The sequence below is a fragment of the Propionicimonas sp. genome (assembly GCF_034927565.1).
Taxonomy (GTDB): domain Bacteria; phylum Actinomycetota; class Actinomycetes; order Propionibacteriales; family Propionibacteriaceae; genus Propionicimonas.
Genome location: NZ_JAYFPT010000006.1, coordinates 1 through 2,819, shown reverse-complemented (window position 1 = coordinate 2,819; position 2,819 = coordinate 1). Strand labels below are relative to the sequence as shown.

Annotated in this window: 2 protein-coding genes and 1 pseudogene; all 3 read right to left on the bottom strand. The window is 69.2% G+C overall.

The genetic code is table 11. The annotated features are described in order from the left end of the window. Positions 1–737, bottom strand: a 737-nt coding sequence (locus tag VB080_RS01745; RefSeq protein WP_323416696.1) for a DUF4192 family protein, incomplete at its 3' end; no start/stop codon positions are given. A 21-nt stretch (positions 738–758) separates the two neighbouring features. Beyond that, positions 759–1,859 carry a bifunctional lytic transglycosylase/C40 family peptidase gene (locus tag VB080_RS01740; protein WP_323416695.1) on the bottom strand — a complete coding sequence of 367 codons (1,101 nt, stop codon included), beginning with the start codon at positions 1,857–1,859 and terminating at the stop codon, positions 759–761. 15 nt (positions 1,860–1,874) lie between these two features. Then, a pseudogene (locus VB080_RS01735) lies at positions 1,875–2,819 on the bottom strand (ATP-binding protein); the annotation flags it as partial.

Sequence of the window (2,819 nt, the reverse complement as noted above, 5' to 3'; positions counted from 1 at the left end):
CTGTTCTGGACGACGTTCTGCCACAGGGCGAGGTGTTGCCCGGCGTGGTCGCGGTCGATCCGCAGCAGGGCCAGGTCGCGGGCGGCGGGGTGCTGGGCGAGCACGGACAGCTGCACGGCGTCTCGCACGCTGATCGAGGTGGGTTCGCTTTCGTCGGTGGGCAGGTTGCGGTCGATCAGCTGGGCGGTGAGGTGGATGATGCCGGTGGTGTCGCCGGGTTGAGGCAGGGCGTCTATGGCTTCGGCGGCTTGCCGGTCGAGCCGCTCCCTGTCGGGCGGGCTGGCGAATCGGGCCGCGAGGTCGGCGCGGCTGGGCAGGTGTTGCAGCCCGTACTGAGCGGCTTGGCTGGCGGCGGAGCCGGCCTGGTCGACGGGGCCGCTGGTGCCGTCGGGAGTGTGCCAGGTGTCGGCATCGACGAGCAGGGTCGTGGCGCCATAGGGCAGCCACGCGTCGGCCCGGGACAGGACGTCCCAGCCGGCGAGGTGGTCGTCGGTGTAGGCGACCGCGACCGCGCCGGCCCCGGGGAACCTCGACCAGATCCGGTCGAGGAGGTCTTCGACGCCGCCACGGCGCTGGACATCGACGAGGTCGACCCGGGCGGTGACCTGGACCTGGCCGTCCTGCAGGGCGGAGACGACAAGCGAGTTCTCCGGGGTGAACCCGACCAGGTAGGGAATGATCTGGGCGACCTCGGCCGGTTCGGTGATCCGCAGCCGCGGTGGGGGCTGTTGTGGCATGGTCTGCTCCTTCGGAAGGTGTCAGTCGGTGAGGTTGCCGATGCGCCAGAACTGGTACATGCGGTGGCCGGCGAAGTCGGTGTAGTCGTAGATCCGGACGCCGCGTCCTCGGGCTTCCCAGCTGGTGTGTTTGTCAGGGTCGAAGACGAGCATCACGTGGCCGGCCTTGTAAGGTCCGCGCCAGGTGTTGGTGAACACCAGGTCGCCGGGGCGGGCTTGCGAGGCGGGGACGCGGTAGGCGTTCTTGTGGGCCCACAGCCGCATGGACTCGGCGGTACGCGGCAGCCGGATGCCGATCTGACGGAACGCGGCACCGACGAACCCGGAGCAGTCGTAGCCGCCCGGCCCTGTCCCGCCCCAGATGTACGGCTTGCCCTTCTGCTTGGCGGCCCACGCGAACATGACCGCGACCCTCGCCGAGGTCAGGGATGGCAGGTCGGGATTGCCGTCCCCGAGCCCGTCGCCGCAGTCCTCGTGGTCGCCGGCCACCACGATGCTGTCGCCTTGGCCCGCGTAGCTCCAGGCGAAGTAGAGGACGTCGTTGCGGTAGCTGATCGAGTGGTTGTAGGCCCACAGGGCTTTGATGACGCCTTGGGTGCCGCGGGTGACGCCGGAGGCGGTGAGGTAGTTGGCGGCGGAGAAGATGCTGTCGGCGTCGTTGTGGATGTCGCGGCGTCCGTCCTGGTTGCCGTCGACGCCGTAGGCGGCGAAGGTGCGCGGCATGAACTGCATCAGCCCCTGCGCGCCCGCGCTGGAGGTGGCGTTGTTGCGGCCGTGCCTGGTCTCGGCCATCCCGATCCCGGCCAGCAGCTCCCACGGCACCTGATACGCGTCGCCAGCGGCCAGGTACAGCTTCTTCACCGCTGCGGGGATCGCTAGGGCGGGGCTGGTCAGCGACTGGTGGCGAGGACTGCCCCATTTGGGGAGTTCGAACCCGACGCCGGCTTCCTCGCCGCCGGTGAGGTCCAAGTTGGCCTGGTCAAGGTAGGCGCTGCACGGGTCGATCCGAACCTGCTCGGCAACGGCCGGGGCGACGACCGCGGTGGCGATGGCGATCGTCCCAATCGGGAGCCCGAGGGTGAGGGCGAGGATCGGGCCGAGCAGCAGAGCGAGCGTCTTCATGATCGTCTCGGAGTTCTAACGAGCGGCGGCCAACGCCTGGTTGGTCCAGGTGAGGGCGTGTTCGGCAGGGTGCAGAACGGTCTGCACTTTGTGGACGGTTTCGCCGACCAGCCAGACGGCCCGTCCGGGGGCTTGGCGGCACCAGTCGGTGACCAGCCCGGTGGTGATCGGTGGCAGGCCGAGGAGGGTTTGGAGTTCGTCGGCGACCTTCTGGTCCTGGCCGTGGAGGATCTTGGTGTCGGCCAGGTGGAGCAGGTCCTTGGCGATCGCCGACGCCTGCGAGGTCGCGTCCCCGGCCGAGAGCATGTCGGAGGGTTTGTGGGCGATCGCGAACTGGATGTCGCCGTCGCGTCGGGACAGGCGCAGGTCGGCGTCGAAGCTCTTCACCGCTTCCACTCCGAGCCGCAGTTGCTTCCATGATTCGTCGCGGACCACGATCCGCAGGTCGCCAGGTTCGGCGACTTCGCGCATGGCCCGTCCCCAGCTGTTGAGGCACATCATTGCCATGCCGACGGCTTCGTCGCCGAGCCCTTCGAGCCGGGACAGCGACAGCGACTGGATGGGTGCGTCCCAGTCGAGGTTGATGGTGGTGTGGTCGTCGAAAAGGCCGCGCAGGCTGCCGCCGACCAGCTGGCCCAGCGAGTCGCGCAGCAGCCGGGTTTCGTCGAGGAAGTGGCGGACGGACGCGAACCGGCACTCCTGGACGAGTTGCGTTGGTGGTTCGTCGAGCAGGTGCCACAGGGCGGGGATGGTGGTCTCGGTCAGGGTGGTGTTGCCGGTGGCGTACCCGGTGAGCAGGCGTAGGGCGGCATCGAGGACGGCTTCTTCGCTGGGTCCGACGGGGACGGGGTGCTCGCCGACGCGTTGGGAGCCGATCAGGCCGCGGAGCAGGGTGAGCCAGCGGCTGAACACGATGGTGGCCCGTTGCCGGGCTTCGACGGGGTCGAGCTGTGCCCAGCC

Excerpts from the sequence above, each read along its gene's own strand:
- VB080_RS01740 (WP_323416695.1), bottom strand. The coding sequence starts at position 1,859 with ATGAAGACGCTCGCTCTGCTGCTCGGCCCGATCCTCGCCCTCACCCTC.